Below are 22369 nucleotides of genomic sequence, written 5' to 3' on the forward strand. Positions count from 1 at the left end.
GAGCGGACCGAGCCTACTTCTTCAGCTGGTCGCGCAAGGCGGCGAGCTTGGCGAAGGGCGAGTCCGGGTCAAAGCGCACCGGGCGCTCTTCGCGCGGCTTGGGCTGGAAGGCGGGCTTTGCGCCCGGCGCGCCACCCTTGCCCTCCGGTCTGCCACCCTTCCAGTCGGACCTGTTATCGCGGCGATCGGGACGCTCGCCCTGCGGCTTGCCATCGCGGCGCTCTGCGCCTTCGCCTTGCGGCTTCGGCTTGAACTTCGAGCGGTCGAAGCGCGGCTTGCCGGCACCGTCGCGCTGATCGCGGCGTCCCGGATGGGCCGGCCGATCGCCCGGCGCGCCTGCCGGCTGCCCGCCGGCGGCGTCCGCCGGCGCGTCGCTGCGCGCGGCCTGGCCGTTGCGCGGACGGCCGCGGTTTTCGTGCTGACGATTGCGCGGGCGCTGGTCGAAGCGACCCTGGCGCCACAACAGGATGGGTTTTGGCGCTTCGGCCTCCGGCACAGGCTCGCCGGCGGCGGCTTCCGCCACCACGGCTGGCTCAGCCGCTGTATCTTCGCTCGCGGCCGAAGCCTCGGTTACCGGTTCTGCCGATGCTGCTTCCGCTTCGACGACTTCGACTTCCGCCTCGAGCTCTGCCGGTGCGGCTTCAACCCCGACAGCTTCGGCCTCAGCCGCTGGTTCCGCAGGGGTTTCTGCTGCGGCTTCGGCTACCGGCGGCGCGTCTTCCGCGACCGCAACCGGAGTTTCCGGCTGGGCGTCCGCAACGGCCTCCGCTGCTGCTTCGGCAACAGGCTCCGCGACAGCCTCGGCTGCAACCTCGGTAGCGGCAGCCGCATCAGGCTCCGAACCTTCAGCTGGCGCCTCGACAGCCGTATCGGCAGTCGCGGCTTCTGCCGCCTTGGCCTGCTCGGCGCGGGCAGCCTCTTCCGCCGCCAACTTGGCTGCGGCGGCTTCACGCGCGGCATTGTCCTGCGCTTCGAGCCGCGCCTTCACTTCGGCCGCCGGCTTGGGCTCGGCGCGATAGCCGAGGCCTTTGAGGATCTCTTCCATGTCGTCGGCGGTGGCGCCGAGGATGGACATCATCGGCGGCGTCACCATGAAGGCCTGGCCGTCATAGGCGCCGTCGGGGCGCTGGCCGAGACCGGGCTTCCAGTTGGTCGCCGGACGGATCAGGTCGGCCAGCCGCTCCAGAATGTCGATGCGCACGGCGCGACGGCCGAGATTGCGGTAGCCGGCGAGCTTGTAGAAGGTCTTGTCGAAAGCTGGGTCGATGACCACCGAGGTGCGGCCGGAAGCCAGCGCGTGGACCACGTCGCCAAACCCCGGCTTGTCCTTACCGTCATTCTTCAGCGCCCACAAAAGCGTCACCAGACCGGCCGGAGCCGGCTTGATCAACGCCGGCACGAAGACATGGTAGGCGCCAAAGCGCACGCCGAGGCGGCGGAGCGCGGCGCGTCCCTCCTGGTCGAGCGACTTCATCTCCTCGGCGATGTCGCGGCGGTTGATGAGGCCGAAATGCTCGACGAGCTGGAAGGCGATGCCGCGGCCGATGCCGGTGATCTGCTCGGCGTTCTTGAGGTCGACCAGCGGCTTCAGCAGGGATTCGATCTGCAAATTGACGAAGCGCTCGGCGCGCGCCGCGACCTTGTCGCGGGCGGGGCCGGTGAGCTGCTCGTCGGCCAGCAGCACGAGGCGCGGCTTCAGGGCTTCGTCGCCCGAAACCAGCGTGCCGATCGGCGCGCCAATCCAGCGCAGCGTGCCGTCCGAGCCGAGCGCGATATCACCATTGGACGAGGCACCGAAGCGTTCGGCGCGCGCCTCGAACTCGGCGGCAAGCGCCTTCTGGGCTGCCGCACGCACGGCCTTGGCGTCTTCGCCGCCGGCGCTCTGGTCGGCGGTGAAGCGGAATCCTTGCAACTCGCCGACATGGTGGCCTTCGACAAGGACGGTTCCGGTTGGGCTGATTTCGGCTTCAGGCATGGTATTTTCTCTAAGGCGCCGCATGAGGACGGAAGTCCTGCGGTCTACGAAGCGTTTCGTCAACCGCTCATGCAGCGCATCCGACAATCTGTCTTCGATTTCGCGCGTCTTTTCCTGCCAGTGTGCCTGATCGGCCAGCCAGCCGGGTCGGTTGGACACGAATGTCCAGGTGCGGATCTCGGCAATACGGTGCGACAGCGTGTCGATGTCGCCCTCGGTGGTGTCGGCGCGGCGCACCTGCTCGGCCATGTAGTTCTCGTCGACATGACCGTGCCTGGCCAGGTCCATGTAGATCGAGGCGATGAGGTCCGAATGCTGGGCCGGCGCGATCTTCCGGTAGTCGGGCAGGGCGCAGGCTTCCCACAGAAGCGCAACGCGTTTGGGGTCGGTGGCCAGCGCCTTTATGTCCTCGTCGCGGGACAAATACTCGAGCGCCTGAGCGTCGACCGCCGGCAGCGCCCGCGTCAGGCCTTCGACCGGCGCGTTGGTCTCGATCGAGCGCTTCAGCGCATCGAGGCTGGCAAAGTCGAAACGGGCAGAGCGCCATTGCAGCACTTTCACCGGATCGAACTCATGTCCTTCGATCCGCTTGACCAGTTCCTCGTCGAGCGGATCGACCTGGCCGGTGACGCCAAAGGTTCCGTCGCGCAGATGCCGGCCGGCACGACCGGCGATCTGGCCGAGTTCGGCCGCCGTCAAATTGCGGTACTGGTAGCCGTCGAATTTGCGGTTCTGGGCGAAGGCGACGTGATCAAGATCGAGGTTGAGGCCCATGCCGATGGCGTCGGTGGCGATCAAGTAGTCGACATCGCCCGACTGGAACAGCGCCACCTGCGCGTTGCGGGTGCGGGGCGACAGCGCGCCGAGCACGACGGCAGCACCGCCCTGCTGGCGGCGGATCAGTTCGGCAATGGCATAGACCTCGTCTGCGGAGAAGGCGACGATCGCCGTGCGCCGGGGCAAACGGGTCAGCTTCTTCGATCCGGCATAGGCGAGATGCGACAGCCGCGGCCGCGTCACCACCGAGACGCCCTTCAGCAGGCGCTGCAGGATGCCATGCATGGTGGCGGCGCCGAGCAGCAACGTCTCCTGGCGGCCACGCAGATGCAGGATACGGTCGGTGAAGATATGGCCGCGTTCGAGATCGCCGGCCAGCTGCACCTCGTCGATGGCAACGAAGGCGGCGTCGGTCTCGCGCGGCATGGCTTCGACGGTACAGACGGAATACCTGGCGCCTGCCGGTTGGATCTTCTCCTCGCCGGTGATGAGCGCCACCTTGTGGGCGCCGACCTTCTCGCAGACGCGGGCATAGACTTCGCGGGCAAGCAGCCTGAGCGGCAGGCCGATAATGCCGCTTTCATGCGCCACCATGCGCTCGATGGCGAGATGGGTTTTGCCGGTGTTGGTCGGGCCGAGCACAGCGGTCACGTCGCGGCCCGACAAGATCAGCGGCTCAGTGTGTTTCGGCTGAATGTTCATCGACCTGGAAATAAGGCTTTCTGCCGTGTTGTCGGGAGCGCGCCTCAATGTGGCGCGTGTGACAGGCGACACATAGGGATTTCACGCGCGAAGCGAAAGCGGAATGTTCCTGCCTGCTGTCCGAGGGTCGCGTTCGAGGGCCGAATCCGTCCGCGGTTAACAGTTGGAACGAGTCTGGAACGAATCGGCGACGAATCAGTGACTCCTGCAGATTCAGCTTTTGTTCACGGCTACATGTGGATTTTTGACCGGCGAGTCTCACCACATGCTGAATCGCTGGAACTGGCCCGATTCATGCAGGCGAACGCTGATGTTAACCTTTGCCGGGGAAGGATCGGATCCTGGCGGCGGACCTCGCCCAAGATTATGAAATTGTTGATCTTTCCTAACGCGCTTTAATCATTTGGAGGGTGGTTTCAGACTTCGCCGTTAACGTTCCGGTCAAAGCCGGAACGAATCGGCGACGAATCAGCGATGGCCCGATTTTCCCGGTTTGTTCACTCCAATATCTTGTGTTGTGAACAGGTTTTCCACCGAGAATCCACAGGCTTGCTAACAGGTTTCGCACAGGCGGCGCTGTTGCCGTTAACATCTGCGTACCGGAGTGGCACAGATCGGCATCACGTGCTTTGGCCGGTGCAGTCGCTGCACGACGGCCTGACCCGACCAACAATGGTTCTCAGCGTCGGTTTAGGGTGCGCCCTCTCCCGTTGCATAGCGCTGCAATGTCGGGCCGACGTTCAGGATGATTTCGTCGTGGGACAAGGCGACGACGGGCGGAAGCCGCAGCAAGTATCGACACATCGCCAAACCCAGCAGCTGGCTTGATACGAGCCCGGCCCGTCGACCCGCATCGGCGGCGGCTCCGGCCGACCCAACCACTGGCCACACCTGGTTGGCAAACACCTCGCGCAATTTCTCGGCGGCAAATTCGTTCGAGGTTGCCGAACGCAGCAGAATTGCCATGCCGGGACCGCTGGTCGGACCTTCCCAGATTTCGAGGAAACGTCTGATCAGGGCTTCGCCGACGGCGCTGCGGTCGATCACCTGCAATTCCGGCAATTGCAGATCGACGACCGCTGCCCTGGCGAACAGTTCGTCCTTGCTGCGGAAATAGCGGATCACCATGGCCGGATCGATAGCGGCCTGCGCGGCGACGTCGCGAATGGAGGCGCCCTCATAACCCTGCTCGGCGAACAGGAGCCGTGCGGCTTCGAGGATATGGGTCCGCGTGCGGTCCGACTTGCTGATTTTCATAGGCTGATTCTCGATCATGAACCTCATATGCCAACGACTGTTGACAAATGCAATGGCGTCGATTAAAAAGTCAACACTCGTTGATAAATGGAGAGAGAAATGCTACCCGATACAACAGAAGTGATGATCATTGGCGCCGGCCCGACCGGCATGGCGCTGTCCATCGTGTTGCACCAGGCCGGTGTCGACCACGTTCTGATCGACAGGCTGGAGCAGGGCCTTCAGAGCTCGCGCGCCGGCGTCATTCACGCGCAGACGCTGGAAACGCTGGAGCCTCTCGGCGTGACGCCGCGGCTGGGCGAACTTGCCCTGAAGCTGCAGAAATTTGCCTTCCGCGACCGCAACCGGGCGCTGCTCAACCTCGCTTTCGGCACGCTTCCGTCAAAGCATCCCTATTTGATGATGCTGCCGCAGAACCTGACCGAGCAGGTGTTCGCCGAACGGATCGCCGCCCTGGGCGGAGTCATTCACCGCGCAGTCGAGGCCAAGGCAGTCTTTCAGGACGTTGACGGTGCGCATGTGACGGTGGTTGAGAACGGCCGCGAGAGACTGATATCGGCACGCTACGTCGTTGGCGCCGATGGTATGAACAGCCTGGTGCGCAAGTCCGCCGGCATCGAGTTCGACGGTGCGGCCTATGACGCGTCGTTCGTACTCGCCGACGTTCGTCTCGACTGGCCCGTTGGGCCGACCGAAGTGTCGCTGTTCTTTGCGCCAGCCGGGTTGGTCGTGGTGGCGCCGCTTCCGGACGGGTCGTACCGCATCGTCGCAACAATGGACAACGCACCGGAAAAGCCTGAGGTCGCCGACATCCAGGCGCTGCTCGACAGCCGTGGGCCGACCGGGAAACAGGCCCGGGTGCTCGGCCTGACGTGGAGCTCGCGTTTTCGCGTGCATCACCGCCTGGTCCGCTCGTACCGCAAGGACCGGTTGTTCCTGATGGGCGATGCCGCGCATGTGCACAGCCCGGCTGGCGGGCAAGGCATGAACACTGGCATCGTTGACGCGGTCGTGCTTGGCCAACTGCTAGCCGATGTGGTGAACGGGGTGCGCGCGGAGGTCGAGCTCGACGTCTATGAAACGCTGCGGCGTCCGGCAGCCCAGGAGGTGCTTGGTCTGGCTGGCAGGATGACCGAGATGGCGCTTGCCCGCAGCCCGGTGAAGCGCCTCGTCCGCAACCTGGCGCTTTCGCTGCTGAACCTCAATCCATTCCTGAAGCGTCGCATTGCCTTGAAGCTGTCAGGTCTCAGCCGGGCGCCACTTGCCCGGCTGCCGGCGCCTTCCCGCCGGCCGGATCCGATCGCCCAGACTAAGCCTGCAGCCAAGCCAGGGCTGAAGCTCGCTGCCTGACGGCCATTGTCAGGCTCGCTGCCTCGTCGCGGGTACCGGCCGTTGGGCCGGTACATCGCTTGTCAGCGAGGGACGCCAAAGCCTCAGGCGAAGTATTGGCCGCCATTGGCAGAAATGGTCGAACCGGTGATGAAGCCGGCCTCGTCGGAGGCGAGGAAGACGACGCAGCGCGCGATCTCCTCGGGTTCGCCGAGGCGGCCGACCGGTATCTGCGGGATGATGCGTTCGTTGAGCACTTTTTCGTCGATCGCCTTGACCATCTCGGTTGCGATGTAGCCGGGGCAGATGACGTTGACGGTGATGCCGGCCCGTGCGCCTTCTTGGGCCAGCGCCTTCGAGAAGCCGATGTCGCCGGCCTTGGCGGCGGAATAGTTGACCTGACCGGCCTGGCCCTTCTGGCCGTTGATCGAGGAGATGGTGATGACGCGGCCGAACTTGCGGTCGCGCATGCCGCCCCACAGCGGATGCGTCATGTTGAAGACGCCGGACAAATTGGTGTCGATGACCTCTTTCCACTGTTCGCGTGTCATCTTGTGGAACATGCCATCACGGGTGATGCCGGCATTGTTGACCAGCACGGAAACCGGACCAAGGTCGGCTTCGATCTGCTTAATGCCGGCGCTGCAGGCATCGTAGTCGGCGACCGACCATTTATAGGTCTTGATGCCGGTCTCCGCGCTGAACTTCGCCGCTGCCTCGTCATTGCCGGCATAATTGGCGGCAACCGAATAGCCGGCGTTTTTCAGCGCGATCGATATCGCCGCACCAATGCCGCGCGACCCACCGGTGACGATTGCAACCTTGCTCATGCGCTTCCCCTTTTTGATATCGCCCTGTTGTCGGGCTTTTCAGGCACTGGATAAGGAACGGGCGGCTTGCGCCGCCCGGATAATGCTACAGGGCTTCGATGCACATGGCGACACCCATGCCGCCGCCAATGCACAGTGTGGCAAGGCCCTTCTTGGCGCCGCGGCGACGCATTTCGAAGACCAGCGTGTTGAAAACGCGGGCGCCGGACGCGCCGATCGGGTGGCCGATGGCGATGGCGCCGCCATTGACGTTGACGATCGAGGTATCCCAGCCCATGCCCTTGTTGACGGCACAGGCCTGGGCCGCGAATGCCTCGTTGGCCTCCACAAGGTCGAGGTCCTTGACCGACCAACCGGCCTTCTCCAGCGCCCTCTTCGAGGCCGGGATCGGGCCTGTGCCCATGATCGCCGGATCGACGCCTGCGGTAGCCCAGGACACGATGCGCGCCAGCGGGGTGATGCCGCGCCTGACAGCTTCCGCTTCACTCATCAGCAGGGCGCCGGCAGCGCCGTCATTGATGCCCGACGCGTTGGCGGCGGTCACCGTGCCGTCCTTGTCGAAGGCCGGCTTCAGCTTGGTCATGGCGTCGATCGTGGCGCCGTGGCGGATGTACTCGTCCTGGTCGACAATGGTGTCGCCCTTCTTGCCCTTGATGGTGACGGCGACGATCTCGTCCTGGAACTTGCCGGCCTTCTGCGCGGCCTCGGCCTTGTTCTGGGAGGCCAGTGCGAACTGGTCCTGGTCGTCGCGGGTGATCTGGAACTGGCGAGCGACGTTTTCGGCGGTGTTGCCCATGTGATAGCCATTGAAGGCGTCCCACAGTCCGTCCTTGATCATGGTGTCGATCAGCTTGAAGTCGCCCATCTTGACGCCGGCGCGCAGGTGTTGGGCATGCGCCGAAAGCGACATCGATTCCTGTCCACCGGCGATGACCAGCTTGGCGTCGCCGGCGGCGATCTGCTGCATGCCGAGCGCAATGGCGCGCAGGCCCGAACCGCAAACCTGATTGAGGCCCCAGGCGGTGGTCTCTATGGGCAGGCCGGCATTGATCGATGCCTGACGGGCCGGGTTCTGGCCTTGCGCGGCGGTCAGCACCTGTCCGAGGATGACTTCGTCGACCTCGCCCGGTTCGACACCGGCTCGCGACAGCAGCTCCCGGATGACGACGGCACCGAGCTCATGCGCCGGCGTGTTGGCGAAGGCGCCGTTGAAGGAGCCGACGGGGGTGCGCGCCGCACTGGCGACAACGATGGCATTGGCAGCGGACATTTTCTTCTCCAGACTTCGAGCTTGTTTTTTGGCTATGGTTGGAGACTTTTCTTGCCCTTTCCATGATCCAAGTCAAACCGGAAATGGGCATGCCGGCCATGCGCCGCAAGCATGCCGCACGTGCTCACGGCAACGGCACCGCCTTTGCTGCGCAGCATATTGTGCCTGCCATGCAGCATTAATTGATGCCGCACTGCACAAACCACTTGGAATTGTGACGCTTTTGCGCATATCCTCGAAAGAGGCGCAATCGTCACCGGCTGCTTACTCAGGCCAGCCGGGGTCCCGGGGAGGATACTGATGGCCGCGAAAGACGATCCGATCATTATCAAGAAGTATGCCAACCGCCGTCTCTACAACACCGGCACCAGCACCTATGTGACGCTCGAGGACCTGGCCGACATGGTCAAGAAGGGCCAGGAGTTCACCGTCCAGGACGCCAAGACCGGCGATGACATCACCCATCCGGTGCTGACCCAGATCATCTTCGAACTGGAGAACAAGGATGGGCAGAACATGCTGCCGATCCCATTCCTGCGCCAGCTCATCGCTTTTTACGGCGACCAGATGCAGATGATCGTGCCGAGCTTCCTCGAGCAGTCGATGATGGCCTTCTCCAAGGAGCAGGAGCGCTTTCGCGAGCAGATGAAGGGCGCGCTGGTCAAGTCGCCGCTCGACATGATGAAAATCGCCACGCCGATCAAGGCGCTGGAGGAACAGACGCGGCGCAACATGGAAATGTTCCAGAACGCCATGCGCCTATTTACGCCATTCCCGCCCGTCGGCTCGAATGGCCCAGCTCCGGCGCCGACCGAGCCGGCCAGGAAGGAAGCGCCGGAAAAATCCGACGACCTTCAGGAGCTGAAGGAACAGATCGCCGCCATGCAGCGCAAGCTCGACACCATGTCGTGACGTGATCGAAAATCCTGCAACCCGGAAATCTATGGCAACGGTCCCTCGTAGCGGGCGCGCGGCCTGATCAGGTCGCTGCTGGTGACCTGTTCGACGGCGTGCGCGGTCCAGCCGATGCTGCGGCCGAGCGCGAACAGGCGGAACGGCGCATCGGGCGGCAGGCGCAGGCTGCGGGTCAACGCCGCCAGGGCGAAATCGATGTTCGGGTGCAAGCCCGTTGCGGCAAAGGCCGCGTCGCGCAGCCGTGAGAACCCTCGATCGACCTTGAAGACAGCCAGCAAGGCTTCAGCCCTGGGATCGCCTTCGGGGTAAAGCGGATGGCCAAAGCCAGGCATTGGCCTGTCATGACCAAGCCAGCGCTCGACAGCCGTGTCCGGTCCCAGCCTTTGCGCATCCTCCGCGAGGATCATGACCGCCTCGCCCGCGCCGCCATGGCGCGGTCCCGAAAGCGTGGCGAGGCCGGCCAGCAGGCAAGCGGCAATCGGCGACCCGGTGGAGGCGGCGACACGCGCTGCGAAGGTCGATGCATTCAATTCATGATCGGCCAACAGGACGAGCGCCCGGCGGATCAGGGCTGCGCCTGCGGTGTCAACGGACCAGCCCCGCGCCAGTCTTATGTGGAGGGCAGCCGTTCCGGCAACCGCGCCCAACGCTTGCGCGATAACTCCGATGGCGCCAGCCGCATCCTGATGCAGCGAAGCCGGCATGCGTCCGAGCGAAGGCCGGCCCTCGGCTGCCAGCAAAGCCAGTTTGGCGAAGGCAGCCGGCCGGCCGCGTTCCTGGCCGCTGTGAGGGGCCGGCGAAGCGAACGACACAGGACCATCGGATGCCCATAGCAGCCTTGCCGTGTCCTCCAGCGAGGCCTTCTCGGAGAGCGCAACCGCATCCTGGCCGCGATAGACGAGGCGGCCGTGAACGATGGTCGATATCCCGGTGGCAATCGCCGGCTCACCCCAGGCGATGGCGCTTTCGGCGATGGCCTGGGGCGTTCGCCCGCGCGCCCGGCGGGTCGCCAGCGACGCGATGTCGTCGGCGCGATACTGGCTTCGGCGCGGATCGGCCTGGTCCGGCCGCATGCCGATGCGGCCACGGCTGACATAGGCGTAGAGTGTCTGCGGGCGCACTTTCAGGCGCTCCATCGCCTCTTCCCGGGTCAACCACTCCGACATGTTGACGCTCCGACATATTGATTCACTTGATCAAGATTGATGATTCGATCGCTCACCATTATCTCCAATACGAAATTGGTCAAGGAGACAGCCATGGCAAACGGGCTCGATGACGTGGTGGCGGCGGAGACAGTGCTTTCCGACGTCGATGGTCTTGGCGGTCGTCTCACCATCCGCGGGCATTCGCTGCCGGAACTGGCCGGCCGCTGGCGCTACGCACAGGTGGTTCGCCTGTTGCTCGACGGCTTCTTCGAGGATCTTCCGGGCGATGCGGAACTGGCGGAGAGGATCGGCGAGGCGCGCGTTAACGTCCTCGCGCGGCTTCACCCGATGCTTGCCTCGCTGGCGCCGCTCGACATCTACAGCGCCATGCGCGCCGGCATTGCGATGCTGCCGGACGGCGACACATTGATGGATGCGCTGCGGCTGATCGCGGCACCTGCGGTGCTGACGCCGGCCCTGTTGCGCGCCAAGCGTGGGGCGCCGGCGATCGCCCCCGACCCGCACGCCGATCATGCCGGCGACATGCTGAGGATGCTGACCGGCACTGCCGCGTCACCGGCGCTGGCCACGGCGCTCGACACCTATCTGGTGACCGTCTGCGATCACGGCCTCAACGCATCGACCTTCGCGACGCGCGTGGTGGCATCGACGCAGGCCGGCCTGACATCGTCGGTGCTGGCAGGGCTAGGTGCCCTCAAAGGTCCGCTGCATGGCGGGGCGCCTGGACCGGTGATCGAGATGCTGGATGCGATCGATGCGCATGGCGATGCCGCCGGCTGGCTGCGCGCCGAAATTGCGCGCGGCGAACGCATCATGGGCTTTGGTCACCGCATCTATCGGGTGCGCGATCCGCGCGCCGACGTCTTGAAGGCGGTGGTGCGGCAACTCGGCAGCCAGGGCGAAACCGGTCGCCGGCTGGCCTTCGCCGAGAAAGTGGAGCAGGCCGCGCTCGACGTGCTCCGGGTCGCCAAGCCGTCGCGCTCGCTGCAGACCAATGTCGAGTTCTACACCGCGCTGCTGCTGGAGGCGGCGGGCTTTCCGAAAGAGGCGTTCAGCAATGTCTTTGCCGCCGGGCGGATGGCGGGCTGGATCGCGCACGCGCGTGAGCAACAGGCGACCGGACGGCTGATCCGGCCACAGTCGCGCTATGTCGGACCGGTGCCGGATTTGGTGGCCTGAGCTTCCCAGCGTTCGAAGCCAGCTCTCCGCTTCGAAGTGGAGAGGCTTTTTCTTCATGACCGAAATTTCATGTGATCACGCGACCGTGTTCGTGTTCTTGCCTTGGTCGGGACTTATATGCTGCACTGCAACATAAGTCCGCTGCAGCCGAGCCGCTCCGATTCCCGGATGCAACGAGGTACGCAGCAACCAAATCGACAGGAACGCCATGACGAAGAACGGCAAGGCGGAGGAAACCAAGAAGATCAACATTGCGCTGCAGGGCGGAGGCTCGCACGGGGCTTTTTCCTGGGGCGTGCTCGACCGGCTGCTGGAGGATGGCAGGCTCGACATTTCAGCGGTTTCCGGCACCAGCGCCGGTGCCATGAATGCGGTGGCGCTGGCCGACGGCTTTGTTCGCGGCGGAGTCGACGGCGCGCGGCAAAAGCTCGACGATTTCTGGCGCGCGGTGGCGGCCAAGGGCCGCTTCAGCCCGGTGCAGCGCATGCCGTGGGATGTCGCCTGGGGCAATTGGTCGATCGAGAACACGCCCGGCTATTTCTTCTTCGACACCATGTCGCGGGTGTTTTCGCCCTATGTCGCCAATCCGCTCGGCCTCAACCCGCTGCGCGACGTAGTCGAACAGGAGATCGATTTCGGCAATGTGCGTGCCTGCAAATCGATGGAGCTGTTCATCTCGGCCACCAATGTCGAGACCGGGCAGCTGCGCGTCTTCTCGGACGGCGAGATCGACCTCGACACGGTGATGGCCTCGGCCTGCCTGCCGCAACTGTTCCAGGCCGTCGAGATCAAGGGCGTGCCCTATTGGGATGGCGGCTATGGCGGCAATCCGGCGCTTTATCCGTTCTTCAAGACGGCGGCGACCGAGGATGTGCTTCTGGTGCAGATCAATCCGGTGGTGCGCGAAGGGACGCCGAAGAGCGCCAACGAAATCCAGAACCGCATCGACGAGATCACCTTCAACGCCGGGCTGCTGCGGGAATTCCGCTCGATCGCCTTCGTCAAGGAACTGATCGCCGCCGGCCGCTTGCCGCATGGCGAATACCGCGACATTCGCATGCACCGCATCGATGCCGACGAGGCGTTCAAGGACCTGTCGGCATCGTCAAAGGTCAATGCCGAATGGGCCTTCCTGGCCTATCTGCGCGACCTCGGCCGCACCGCCGCCAGCGACTGGCTGGAGGAGAATTACGACGTCGTCGGCAAGCGGCCGACGCTCGATCTCTCCGGCGAACTCGATGACGGTTTCAAGCCGGTGCGTGGTCCCGCACCTGGCCGGCGGGTCAAGGAATTTCTGGCGGCGCGCAAAAGGCCTGAGCAGGTACGCCGTCAGGCATAGATCAGTCCGTCAGGACCGGTGTGGCGCAGTGCTTCCCCAGGGGAACCGGGGAAGTGCTGGATTCGGCCCATGGCGCGTTGTAGCTTACCTAGACGTAAACGGGAGGTTGCGATGTTGCAGACCAGACAGGATGCCCTCGGCGCATTGTTCGAGCTGCAGTGCAGGGCATTCGAGAAAGAGCCCTTTCCAGGCTTCGACGTCCGCAAGGATCGCCTCAAGCGCCTGCTGGCGCTCACCGAGCAGCATGAGGCCGAAATATGCTCCGCCATCGACGCCGATTTTGGCGGCCGGTCGGCCGAGGAGACGCGGCTGGCGGAATTGTTCGTCGTCCGCGCCGGGATACGGCATGCACTGGCGCATTTGCGCGGATGGATGCGGGAGCGCCGCGTTGCCACCAGCCTGCCGTTTCTGCCGGGACGCAACCGCCTTCTTCCGCAGCCGGTCGGTGTCGTCGGCATCGTGTCGCCCTGGAACTATCCTTTCCAGCTCGCCATCGCGCCGGCCACTGCCGCGTTGGCCGCGGGAAATCGCGTTCTGCTCAAACCGTCCGAACTGACGCCGCAATTCTCCGCGCTGCTCGATCGACTGGTCGGCAAGCATTTTGCGCCCGACGAGATGAGCGTCGTCATCGGTGATGCCGACGTCGGAAAGACATTCGTATCGATGCCGTTCGATCATTTGCTGTTCACCGGCTCGACCGCAATCGGCCGTCAGGTCGCGCTGGCGGCGGCGGCCAATCTGACGCCGGTCACGCTCGAACTCGGCGGCAAGTCGCCGGCCATCTTCGACGCGTCCTGCGATCTCGATGCGGCGGTGGCCAGTGTCGCCTATGGCAAGCTTCTGAACGCCGGACAGACCTGCATCGCGCCCGACTATCTGCTCGTCCCGCAAGGGCAGAGCGAGGCGATCGCCGCAAAACTTGCCGCGGCCATGAAGCGGCTCTACCCGAGCCTGCGCGACAACCCCGACTATACCTCAATCATCAGCGAACGGCATCGTCAGCGCCTTGGCGATATGATCGCCGAGGCCCGCGAGAGCGGCGCCGAAATCATCGAGATCAACCCGGCCGGCGAAGACCTCGGCGCCACCAACCGCAAGATGACGCCGACCCTGGTCAGGAACGCAGGCGAAAATCTGCGGCTGATGCGCGAAGAGATTTTTGGGCCGGTGCTGCCGATCATCGAATACGGCACGATCGACGACGCCATCGATCACGTGAACCGGGTGGAGCGGCCGCTTGCGCTGTATTGGTTCGGGCGCGATCACGGCAACCGCCAGCGGATCCTGCGCGAAACCATCGCCGGCGGTGTCACGATCAACGATTGCATGCTGCATCTGGTGCAGGAAAGACAGCCCTTCGGCGGTGTTGGCGCCAGTGGCATGGGCGCCTACCACGGCGAATGGGGCTTTCGCACCTTCAGCAAGGAGAAGCCGGTTTTCCTGCAGTCCAAGCTGAGTGCTGGTGGCTTGTTGCGTCCACCCTATGGCAAGACATTCGAGAGGCTTTTCCGTCTGTTGAGGCTGATTACCTGACGGATTCGCCCCTGGTTACTTCACATAGTTGAGAGGTTGCACATTATCCTGACGCCTACTGCCACGAGCATGAAGACCAGAGAAAGCGGGCTGGCAGGCGGCCAGAAGCCTGGGAATGGCGGGTGCGCCTGCCCGGTGGCACCATAACCCATCAACTTTTCTGACTATTTTGCGGTGCAACTTTGATGTAGAAGCGCGCTTCGCCGTTCACGGCAAATTGAACACGGCCTTGCGCGCACCCATATCGGCAGCGCGCCCGAGTAGAAGACGCGGCCTGGCCATGCCCCGCACAGTGGAAAAACGATGATGAAGATCAGGTTTCACAAGCTTGCAGCCGTTGTCGTGCTTGTTGGCTTCGCGGCGTGGGTTGGGACGGGCGTGTTCTCGTCCGTCGGCAGCGCCTCCGTCGACAACAAGCCCAAGGCAGCGGAAGTCGAACAGCCAAAGCCGCCGGTTCGCACCGTCGCCGTGGTGACGCCGCCGCGCGCCACCTATGCCCGCGCCATCCGCATTTCGGGATTGACCGAAGCCGACAAGCGCGCCGTGCTGGCGACGCGGGTGGCTGGCGTCATTGCCGAGTTGCCGGTCAAGCAGGGCCAGCACGTCAAGGCCGGAGATCTGGTGCTGATGCTGGCTGCCGAGGAGAAGATCTCGGCTGTCGACAATGCCAAGCAGCTTCTGGTGCAGCGCCAGGCCGAGCTCGAAGCCGCCCTGCGGCTGATGAAAACCGGCAATCTGCCCAAGCTGCAGCTCGATACCGCCCGCTCCAATTTGACGTTGGCGCAATCACAGCTGGAAGCCATGCAAGCCGAGCTTGACCGCAACGAGGTGAAGGCGCCGTTCGATGGCATCATCGACCGCGTGCCGGTGGAGCTTGGCAGCGCCGTCATGCAGGGCGGCGAGGTCGCCACCATTCTCAGCCTCGATCCCATTGTCGCCCGGGGCGAGGTCAGCGAAAGCGATCTCGGCTATTTGAAGATTGGCGATAAGGCGAATGTGCGACTGGTCAGTGGCCAGATCGTCGACGGCACGGTGCGCTATATCAGCCGCGATGCGTCGTCGGCCACCCGCACCTTCCGTATCGAGGTCGCCATCCCCAATGCCGACGGCGCTCTGCCGGCGGGCATGACGGCGGAAATTTCGCTCAGCGCGCAGCCGACCGATGCGGTCATGCTGCCGCGTTCGGTGGTAACGCTCGGCGACAAGGGCGATCTCGGCATCCGCGCCGTCGACAAGAACAACAAGGTCGTCTTTTACCCGATCGATCTTGTCGACGATTCGCCAAAGGGCCTGGTGCTCGGCGGCATTCCCAAGGATGCCCGCATCATTGTGCAAGGACAGGACCTGGTGACCGAAGGCGATACAGTCAACGCCGTCGAAGCCGATCCGGCGATGATCAAGAAGCTGATCGGCGAAGCCACCGGCGCGACCCAGTAAGCGGCGCAACACAACAGGCAACGGGAAACTTTGCGAATGGGTATCGTTGGTTTTGCGATCCGCAATGCGCGGCTCACGCTGTCCTTCATGATCTTCTTCATCGTGGCCGGCGCGCTGTCCTATATGTCCATCCCGAAGGAAGCAGAGCCGGACGTCCAGATTCCGATCATCTATGTCAGCCTGAGCCTGCAGGGAATCTCGCCCGAGGATTCGGAGCGGTTGCTGCTGCGTCCGGTCGAGACGCGCATGAAGAGCCTTTCCAACGTCAAGGAAATGCGCTCGGCCGCCTTCCAGGGCGGTGGCTACGTGCTGGTCGAATTCAACCCCGGCGCCAATCTGTCGACGGCGCTGGAGGATGTCCGCGCCAAGGTTTCGGACGCCAAGCGCGACCTGCCGCAATCGGCCGACGAGCCCACCATCAACGAGGTCAACCTTTCGGAGTTCCCGGTTCTGGTTGTGACTTTGGCGGGCAACGTCCCGGAAAGGGCGCTGACGGCGGCGGCGCGCGACCTGCGTGACCGCATCGAAGAGGTTCCGGGCGTGCTCGAAGCCGATCTCGAAGGCGCGCGCGACGATCTCGTCGAGGTCATCGTCGATCCTGTGAAGCTGTCGTCCTATGGACTGCAGCTCGACCAGCTCATCGCCGGTGTCGGCGCCTCCAACAGCCTGGTTGCGGCCGGCAACATCGAGGGCGCCGAAGGAAAATATGCGGTCAAGGTGCCGTCGCTGATCGAGACGCCGGAAGATGTCGCCAACCTGCCGGTGATCGCCGGCCCGAACGCCGTGGTGCGCGCCCGCGACATCGCCACCATCCGCTCGACCTACAAGGATGCCGAGACGATCACCCGGCTCAACGGCAAGCCGGCCATCGCCATCGAAGTCAAGAAGCGCATCGGCGCCAACCTCGTCGAAACCGTCGACGCGGTGAAGGCGATCGCCGACGAGTATGCCAAGAAGCTGCCCGAAGGCAGCATCGTTTCCTACAGCCAGGACAAGTCGACATCGATCCGGCAGCTGCTCGGCGACCTGCAGAACCACGTGATGATCGCCGTCATCCTGGTGTTCATCGTCATTCTCTATGCACTGTCTGGCCGTGCCTCGCTGTTGATCGGGCTGGCGATCCCGTCATCGTTCCTGCTCGGCATATTGATGCTGTCGCTGCTCGGCTTCACGGTGAACATCGTCGTGCTGTTCAGCCTGATCCTGGCCGTCGGCATGCTGGTCGACGACGCCATCATCGTCACCGAATTCGCCGAACGGCGAATGACCGAGGGCATGGACAAGAAAGAGGCCTATGCGCTGGCCGCCAACCGCATGGCCGGACCGGTCATCGCCGCGACCATGACGCGCATTGCCGCCTTCTCGCCACTGCTGTTCTGGCCGGGCATCGTCGGCGAGTTCATGAAATACATGCCGATCACGCTGATCGTGACGCTCGGCGCCTCGATGCTCTACGCGCTGGTCTTCACACCGACGCTGGGCGCCATTTTCGGCAAGGCGCACAAGGAGCCGGAGCACAAGGACGGCGTGTATATGGGCACGGTCAAACTCGCCGTGCGCCATCCGATCATAACGCTGCTGCTTACCGTCGTGCTGCTGGTTGGTTCGGTATGGACTTATGTCCAGAAGGGTAACGGCGTCGAATTCTTCCCCAACGTCGAACCGGATTACGGTCTGCTCTACGTCCATGCGCGCGGCAACCTTTCGCTGGACGAGATGGACGCGGCCGTCGGCCAGGCGGAAAAGCGCATCCTCGGCTGGCCGGGCATCAAGTCCGTCTACACACGCGCCGGCAAGGCGCAAGGATCGGCCAACAACGACGTCGCCGAGGATGTCATCGGCGTCATCCAGTACGAATTCGTCGACTGGCGCCAGCGCAAGCCCGCCAATGACGTGCTTTCCGACCTGCGCGTCGCCATGGCCGGCATTCCCGGCGTCGACGTCGAAGTCAGGGTACCGGATGCCGGTCCGCCGACCGGCAAGCCGATCCAGGTCCGCCTGTCGGCGACCGACCCTGCCGGCTTGAACGACAAGGCCCGCGAAGTGGCCAAAATGCTGAAGACGGTGCCCGGTGTCATAGACATTTCGGACGGGCTGCCGCCGCCAGGCATCGACTGGGCGCTGAAGGTGGACCGCGCCAAGGCCGCGCAATACGGCATCAGCCCGGCCTCGGTAGGCACGGTCGTGCAACTGGTGACAACCGGGCTGAAGCTGTCCGAATATCGTCCGCCAGGGGCCGACGACGCCGTCGACATTAGGCTGCGCCTGCCTGAGGACCGCCGCACACTGGCGACGCTGGACCAATTGCGGGTGCAAACGGCGCAAGGGTCGGTGCCGATCTCCAATTTCGTCAGCCGCGAACCCGAACTGACGACCGGCATCCTCAACCGCATCGACGCGCAGCGAACGGTCACCGTTCAGGCGAATCTGGCGACCGGCACCCAGCCGGCGGAGGCACAGGCCGAGGTCAAGAAGAAGATGGCCGAGATGGAGCTTCCGGGCATACGCTGGAAGCTCGCCGGCCAGGACGAGGAGTCGGCAAAAGCCTCAGCCTTCCTTGGCAAGGCCTTCGGCGCCGCGATCTTCATGATCTGCATCGTGCTGCTCATGCAGTTCAACAAGTTCACCAGCGTGCTGATGGTGCTGTCCTGCGTGGTCATGTCGACGATCGGCGTGCTGCTCGGGCTGCTGATCACCGGCCAGCCGTTCGGCATCGTCATGTCGGGCATCGGCGTCATCGCCTTGGCCGGCGTGGTGGTGAACAACAACATCGTGCTGATCGACACTTATGACCGGCTGCGCCAAGAAGGCTGGGACAAGATGGACGCCGTGCTGCAGACCTGCCGCGAGCGTGCGCGGCCGGTGGTGCTGACCGCCATGTCGGCCATCCTCGGCGTGCTGCCGATCGCCTTCGGCCTCGGCCTCGAAATCTTCCACCACGAGACGACGATCAACGCCCCGTCGACCCAGTGGTGGATTTCGCTGTCGTCGGCGATCGTCTTCGGCTTGTCCTTCGCCACCATCCTGACGCTGGTGGTGACACCAGCAATGCTGATGGTGTTCACACGCAGCAAGAACAGCCGCTTCTATGCGTTCTTCCGCCGGTTGTTCCGGCGCGACAAGAAGCCCGATGCGGTCGCAGGGCCAAGACCAGGTCCGCTTGACGAACCGGCAATCGCCTTCCCGAAGGCCGCCGAATAGCTGCATTCGATCAGCCAGACAAAAAAGGCCGTCCGGAACAACCGGGCGGCCTTTTGCATTGTCCCCAGGAGCAACGCAAAGCGTTGTCTCCGAGCAGCACGCAAAGCGGGAGCTTCCGATGCCGATCAGCACCATCCTCATCATCGTCCTTGTTCTCGTCCTGATCGGCGCCGTGCCGAGCTGGCCGCACTCGCGATCCTGGGGCTACGGCCCGTCGGGCATCGTCGGCCTCGTCCTGGTGGTGCTTTTGATACTGCTGCTGATGGGCCGGATCTAAGCCCCCGATGCAACGACAAAAGCCATGCAAGCCGTTGAGCTTGCATGGCTTTTCTTTTCACCGGTTGCTCAGGCGGCCTTGCTCCTGTTTGCCTTGTCGACGCTGGCAATGCCGATGTCGTCCAGGGCTTGCGAGATGGCCGCATCCAGCGGGGTGCGCGGGATTTCGCCGATGATGTCTTCCAGCCGGTCGGAAACCAGCCGGTGCGGTTGGAAGCGCAGATACGACATCGAGACGATTTCGCGCCACATGGCCACGAACGGGCTGCCGGCGCGCAGCACCCACCAGGGCATGAACGTCAGTTTCAGCGGATGGCCCAGCGCCTTCTCGGAAGCTGCCTTGATCTCGAGATCGGTGACGGCGTGGCCGGGGAAGTTGAGCGCCTCGTAGAAGCCGAGCTTGTCGAGATTGCGCGCCACCCCGACGAAACCCACGGCGAAGTCCGGCAGATAGGCCCATTCATGCACGAGATTGGCCGGACCAGGCGCCGTATAGACGCCCTTGTTCATCTTGGCGGCGACCACCAGATCGAACCAAGATCCGCTGCCGGTGCCGCCGAAGAAATCGCCAGCGCGCAGAATGATGGTGCGCACCCGGCCGGCGTCTGCCTCACGGCGAAACAGCGCCTCCATGGCGACACGGATGCGGCCCTTCTCCGTCGTCGGGCGGAACGGCGTGTCTTCAGTGACCACCGCCGGCATGGGCGAGCCATAGTTGTAAACGGTGCCGGGGAAGAGGTGCAGCGTGCCGTTCGCATGACAGGCGGCCATGACGTTTTCGGCCATCGGCAGGCATTTGCCCCAGTCGGTGTAGATCGGGTTGAGGCCGTTGAAGATGATGTCGACACCTTCTGTGGCGCGGATCAGCGCTTCGCGGTCGAGCGCATCGCCGGCGACGGCTGTAGCGCCGTTCAGTTCAGCCGGTACCTTGCCGTTGCGGGTGACGGCGCGGACGTCGAAGCCGGCGTCGATGAAGGCCTTGCCAACCACGCGGCCGAGCCGGCCATTGGCACCGAGGATTGCGATCTTGGTCATTTTTCGTCTCCGTGTTTGCGTTTAGGTCCGCAATGTGGAGCCTTTGCAAACGAATAGAAATTGACTGACATTGGTGTTCTGATATTCACAAATGAATGGCTGAAATCGACTGGAACCTGATCAAGAGTTTCGTCACCGTGGCGGAGACCGGCAGCCTGTCGGCTGCGGCGCGAAAGCTGTCGGCAAGCCAGCCGACGCTCGGGCGTCACATCGGCGAACTGGAACAGGCGCTGGGCGTCACGCTGTTCCGGCGTGGGCGACATGGCTATGAACTGACGGAAGCCGGCAGCACGCTGTTCGAGCGCGGCAAGGCGGTCAGCGAGCAGGCGAGCGCCTTCTCACTGTTGGCGCTGGGCTCGGTCGAAGCGATCGAGGGTACGGTGCGCATTGCCGCCAGCGAGGTGGTGGCGGCCTATGTGCTGCCCGAGATGACGGCGCGGCTGGGCGTCGAGGAGCCCGGCATCGAGGTCGAGATCGTCGCCTCGAACCAGGTCGAGAACCTGCTGCGACGCGATGCCGATATCGCCATCCGCATGGTCAAGCCGGCGCAAAACGAGCTGGTGGCGCGCAAGGTCAGCGATATCCCGCTCTGCGCCTGCGCGGCCAAATCCTATCTCGACCGGGTTGGCCGTCCCCTCAAGCCAGCCGACCTTGCCGGCCACGCCTTGATCGGCTTCGACCGCAGCGACGATATCATCCGCGGCTTTGCCCAATATGGCATCCCGGTCACCCGCAGCAGTTTCCGCTTCCGCGCCGACAACCAGATCGTCTTGTGGGAAGCGGTGCGGGCGGGAAACGGCATCGGCCTCGGCCAGGAGCCACTGGCCGAGCGTGATCCCGTGGTCGAGAAGGTGCTGCCGGGCCTGCCGCTGCCGGTGCTGCCGGTATGGCTGGTCATGCACCGCGATGTGCGCACCAGCGTACGCATCCGCCGCGTCGCGGATTTCCTCTACGAGGAACTGAAGCGCTATTCGGCCGGAGCCGGAGCGAACTCGGCGCGGTGAGCCAGTCCGGCCATCAGCAGGACGATGACCAGCAGCCCCGACAAAGCAACGAAGATCGGACCGAAGCTTGAGTGCTCGGCAACGAAGCCGATCGCCGACGGCGCCACCAGAATGCCGGAATAGCCCATGGTGGTGACGACGCTCATGCCGGTGCCCGAAGACATGCCTTCCTGATTGCCGCCGGCGGAAAAGATGATCGGCACCATGTTGGCGATGCCGAAGCCGCAAAAGGCAAAAGCCGCGATGGCGAGCCAGGGCGACGGCGCCAGACCAGCGACCAGCATGCCGGCGGCGGCGACAAGCGCCGAGACGCGGAGCATCATCACCGCGCCGAAGCGGTTGCGCACGCCGTCGCCGAGGAAGCGCATGAGCGCCATGACGCCAGAAAAGGCGGCGTAGGCGAGGCCGGCAACGGCCAGGTCGGCACCGAGTTCCTGGCGAAGATACAACGCCGCCCAGTCGAGCACCGCACCCTCGGAGATCATCGTTAGCAGCGCCATCAGCCCGACCAGATAGACCAGCGGATTTGCCGGCAGCGTGAATTTATGATGCTCGGCAACCTCGGGCTTATCTTCGACGATCAGATGGCGGACCGCTACCGCGAGCACGGCAAAGGCAATCGCCGTCACCACAACTGCGTGGGCCAGATGCCCGTAGTTCTGGATGGCGAAGCCGCCAAGCGCCCCGCCGGCAAAACCGCCGAGGCTCCAGAAGCCGTGCGAGGACGACATGATCGCGCGGGAAAGCCTTCTTTCCACAACCACCGCATTGGAATTCATGGCGACATCCATGCCGCCGACCAGGCCGCCGAAGATGAACATGGCGATGGCCGCCAGCGGCACATTGGGCGCCAGCGCGACGACCAGCAGGCCGAGGCTGCCGCACAGGCCGAACCAGCGCAGCACGGTGCGGGAGCCGTGCCTGGAGATCAGGTGGCCGCACCAGGTCATGGCCGCGACAGCGCCGGCGCCAAACAAAAGGATCAGCAGGCCGAGCGTGAATTTGGAGATGTCGAGCCGGGTCAGGAACACCGGGATCTGCGGCGCCCAGCTGCCGGTCAGGAAGCCATTGGCGAGGAAGATGCTTGCCACGGCCCATCGCCCGCGAATGGCGGTCTGCATGACGTTTTGCGCGTCCATAA

At 64.0% G+C, this 22369-nt stretch carries 16 protein-coding genes; 9 read left to right on the forward strand and 7 right to left on the reverse strand.

Going from position 1 to position 22369, the window contains the following annotated elements; genetic code table 11:
• Positions 1–13: 13 nt before the first annotated feature.
• Positions 14–3454 carry a helicase-related protein gene (locus AC1D0N_RS17980; RefSeq protein ID WP_477246177.1) on the reverse strand — a complete coding sequence of 1147 codons (3441 nt, stop codon included), beginning with the start codon at positions 3452–3454 and terminating at the stop codon, positions 14–16.
• Between the two features lie 690 nt (positions 3455–4144).
• The gene (locus AC1D0N_RS17985) at positions 4145–4711 is read right to left on the reverse strand and encodes a TetR/AcrR family transcriptional regulator (RefSeq protein ID WP_477246179.1); all 567 of its coding nucleotides are present in this window, start codon (positions 4709–4711) and stop codon (positions 4145–4147) included.
• A gap of 99 nt (positions 4712–4810) precedes the next feature.
• Here AC1D0N_RS17985 and AC1D0N_RS17990 point away from each other — a divergent pair, with 99 nt between their 5' ends.
• Positions 4811–6061 carry an FAD-dependent monooxygenase gene (locus AC1D0N_RS17990; RefSeq protein WP_477246181.1) on the forward strand — a complete coding sequence of 417 codons (1251 nt, stop codon included), beginning with the start codon at positions 4811–4813 and terminating at the stop codon, positions 6059–6061.
• A gap of 83 nt (positions 6062–6144) precedes the next feature.
• On the opposite strand, the gene phbB is transcribed toward AC1D0N_RS17990, so the two are convergent.
• Together phbB and AC1D0N_RS18000 are read right to left on the reverse strand one after the other, a co-directional pair.
• Positions 6145–6870: an acetoacetyl-CoA reductase gene (gene phbB, locus AC1D0N_RS17995; protein WP_477246183.1), complete on the reverse strand. Its 726-nt coding sequence runs from the start codon at positions 6868–6870 to the stop codon at positions 6145–6147.
• A gap of 85 nt (positions 6871–6955) precedes the next feature.
• The gene (locus AC1D0N_RS18000) at positions 6956–8140 is read right to left on the reverse strand and encodes an acetyl-CoA C-acetyltransferase (RefSeq protein ID WP_477246185.1); all 1185 of its coding nucleotides are present in this window, start codon (positions 8138–8140) and stop codon (positions 6956–6958) included.
• Between the two features lie 300 nt (positions 8141–8440).
• Between AC1D0N_RS18000 and phaR the strand changes: the two genes are divergently transcribed.
• Complete coding sequence (phaR, locus tag AC1D0N_RS18005) at positions 8441–9052, forward strand: polyhydroxyalkanoate synthesis repressor PhaR (RefSeq protein ID WP_477246187.1); 612 nt, start codon at positions 8441–8443, stop codon at positions 9050–9052.
• 29 nt (positions 9053–9081) lie between these two features.
• Here the strand turns inward: phaR and AC1D0N_RS18010 are convergent, their stop codons facing one another.
• A complete protein-coding gene (locus AC1D0N_RS18010; RefSeq protein ID WP_477246189.1) occupies positions 9082–10221 on the reverse strand; it encodes a citrate synthase family protein in 1140 nt (379 codons plus the stop codon).
• Between the two features lie 93 nt (positions 10222–10314).
• On the opposite strand from AC1D0N_RS18010, the gene AC1D0N_RS18015 reads away from it, so the two are divergent.
• From AC1D0N_RS18015 to AC1D0N_RS18040, 6 genes are all read left to right on the forward strand, one after another.
• Positions 10315–11403, forward strand: coding sequence for a citrate synthase/methylcitrate synthase (locus tag AC1D0N_RS18015; RefSeq protein ID WP_477246191.1), 1089 nt, complete (start codon positions 10315–10317; stop codon positions 11401–11403).
• Positions 11404–11611: 208 nt separating this feature from the next.
• A complete protein-coding gene (locus AC1D0N_RS18020) occupies positions 11612–12742 on the forward strand; it encodes a patatin-like phospholipase family protein (protein ID WP_477246193.1) in 1131 nt (376 codons plus the stop codon).
• A 111-nt stretch (positions 12743–12853) separates the two neighbouring features.
• Positions 12854–14275 carry a coniferyl aldehyde dehydrogenase gene (locus tag AC1D0N_RS18025; RefSeq protein ID WP_477246195.1) on the forward strand — a complete coding sequence of 474 codons (1422 nt, stop codon included), beginning with the start codon at positions 12854–12856 and terminating at the stop codon, positions 14273–14275.
• Positions 14276–14578: 303 nt separating this feature from the next.
• Positions 14579–15712 carry an efflux RND transporter periplasmic adaptor subunit gene (locus tag AC1D0N_RS18030; protein WP_477246197.1) on the forward strand — a complete coding sequence of 378 codons (1134 nt, stop codon included), beginning with the start codon at positions 14579–14581 and terminating at the stop codon, positions 15710–15712.
• Positions 15713–15748: 36 nt separating this feature from the next.
• Positions 15749–18913 carry an efflux RND transporter permease subunit gene (locus AC1D0N_RS18035; protein WP_477246198.1) on the forward strand — a complete coding sequence of 1055 codons (3165 nt, stop codon included), beginning with the start codon at positions 15749–15751 and terminating at the stop codon, positions 18911–18913.
• Positions 18914–19031: 118 nt separating this feature from the next.
• Positions 19032–19190, forward strand: a complete 159-nt coding sequence (locus AC1D0N_RS18040; protein WP_477246200.1) for a DUF3309 family protein — start codon at positions 19032–19034, stop codon at positions 19188–19190.
• A gap of 68 nt (positions 19191–19258) precedes the next feature.
• On the opposite strand, the gene AC1D0N_RS18045 is transcribed toward AC1D0N_RS18040, so the two are convergent.
• Positions 19259–20224, reverse strand: coding sequence for an SDR family oxidoreductase (locus tag AC1D0N_RS18045; RefSeq protein WP_477246202.1), 966 nt, complete (start codon positions 20222–20224; stop codon positions 19259–19261).
• Between the two features lie 95 nt (positions 20225–20319).
• Here AC1D0N_RS18045 and AC1D0N_RS18050 point away from each other — a divergent pair, with 95 nt between their 5' ends.
• Complete coding sequence (locus AC1D0N_RS18050; protein WP_477246204.1) at positions 20320–21228, forward strand: LysR family transcriptional regulator; 909 nt, start codon at positions 20320–20322, stop codon at positions 21226–21228.
• On the opposite strand, the gene AC1D0N_RS18055 is transcribed toward AC1D0N_RS18050, so the two are convergent.
• Positions 21192–22367: an MFS transporter gene (locus tag AC1D0N_RS18055; RefSeq protein ID WP_477246206.1), complete on the reverse strand. Its 1176-nt coding sequence runs from the start codon at positions 22365–22367 to the stop codon at positions 21192–21194. The genes AC1D0N_RS18050 and AC1D0N_RS18055 overlap by 37 nt on opposite strands.
• Between the last annotated feature and the right edge of the window lie 2 nt (positions 22368–22369).

Source organism: Mesorhizobium sp. P2_E10 (assembly GCF_056404235.1).

Coding starts and splice junctions, on each gene's coding strand:
- AC1D0N_RS18055 (WP_477246206.1), bottom strand. CDS start 22,367: ATGGACGCGCAAAACGTCATGCAGACCGCCATTCGCGGGCGATGGGCC.
- AC1D0N_RS18035 (WP_477246198.1), top strand. CDS start 15,749: ATGGGTATCGTTGGTTTTGCGATCCGCAATGCGCGGCTCACGCTGTCC.
- AC1D0N_RS17980 (WP_477246177.1), bottom strand. CDS start 3,454: ATGAACATTCAGCCGAAACACACTGAGCCGCTGATCTTGTCGGGCCGC.
- AC1D0N_RS18045 (WP_477246202.1), bottom strand. CDS start 20,224: ATGACCAAGATCGCAATCCTCGGTGCCAATGGCCGGCTCGGCCGCGTG.
- AC1D0N_RS18010 (WP_477246189.1), bottom strand. CDS start 10,221: ATGTCGGAGTGGTTGACCCGGGAAGAGGCGATGGAGCGCCTGAAAGTG.
- AC1D0N_RS17990 (WP_477246181.1), top strand. CDS start 4,811: ATGCTACCCGATACAACAGAAGTGATGATCATTGGCGCCGGCCCGACC.
- AC1D0N_RS18020 (WP_477246193.1), top strand. CDS start 11,612: ATGACGAAGAACGGCAAGGCGGAGGAAACCAAGAAGATCAACATTGCG.
- AC1D0N_RS18000 (WP_477246185.1), bottom strand. CDS start 8,140: ATGTCCGCTGCCAATGCCATCGTTGTCGCCAGTGCGGCGCGCACCCCC.
- AC1D0N_RS18040 (WP_477246200.1), top strand. CDS start 19,032: ATGCCGATCAGCACCATCCTCATCATCGTCCTTGTTCTCGTCCTGATC.
- phbB (WP_477246183.1), bottom strand. CDS start 6,870: ATGAGCAAGGTTGCAATCGTCACCGGTGGGTCGCGCGGCATTGGTGCG.
- AC1D0N_RS18030 (WP_477246197.1), top strand. CDS start 14,579: ATGATGAAGATCAGGTTTCACAAGCTTGCAGCCGTTGTCGTGCTTGTT.
- AC1D0N_RS18050 (WP_477246204.1), top strand. CDS start 20,320: ATGGCTGAAATCGACTGGAACCTGATCAAGAGTTTCGTCACCGTGGCG.
- phaR (WP_477246187.1), top strand. CDS start 8,441: ATGGCCGCGAAAGACGATCCGATCATTATCAAGAAGTATGCCAACCGC.
- AC1D0N_RS18025 (WP_477246195.1), top strand. CDS start 12,854: ATGTTGCAGACCAGACAGGATGCCCTCGGCGCATTGTTCGAGCTGCAG.
- AC1D0N_RS17985 (WP_477246179.1), bottom strand. CDS start 4,711: ATGAAAATCAGCAAGTCGGACCGCACGCGGACCCATATCCTCGAAGCC.
- AC1D0N_RS18015 (WP_477246191.1), top strand. CDS start 10,315: ATGGCAAACGGGCTCGATGACGTGGTGGCGGCGGAGACAGTGCTTTCC.